1 pseudogene is annotated in these 204 nt (G+C 31.4%); it reads right to left on the reverse strand.

The features are described from left to right. A pseudogene (locus CD129_RS13340) lies at window positions 1-204 on the reverse strand (IS3 family transposase); the annotation flags it as partial.

Raw genomic sequence — 204 nt, forward strand, 5'->3', positions numbered from 1 at the left:
TGTATCATTGACTAACTTTTGGTTTTGATGTGGCCCAATTTTATAAGCAATAATTTCCCCATTATAAGCATCCATTATTGATGATAGGTACAACATCGATTTACCAAAAGGTAAATAGGTAATGTCTGTTAAGAGTAGTTGTAAAGGCTTTTCTGCACGAAAATTTCTGTTAACTAAATTACTTGTTCTATAATAAGCACTACC

This window comes from Mammaliicoccus fleurettii (assembly GCF_003970575.1).
In the GTDB taxonomy this organism is placed as follows: domain Bacteria; phylum Bacillota; class Bacilli; order Staphylococcales; family Staphylococcaceae; genus Mammaliicoccus; species Mammaliicoccus fleurettii.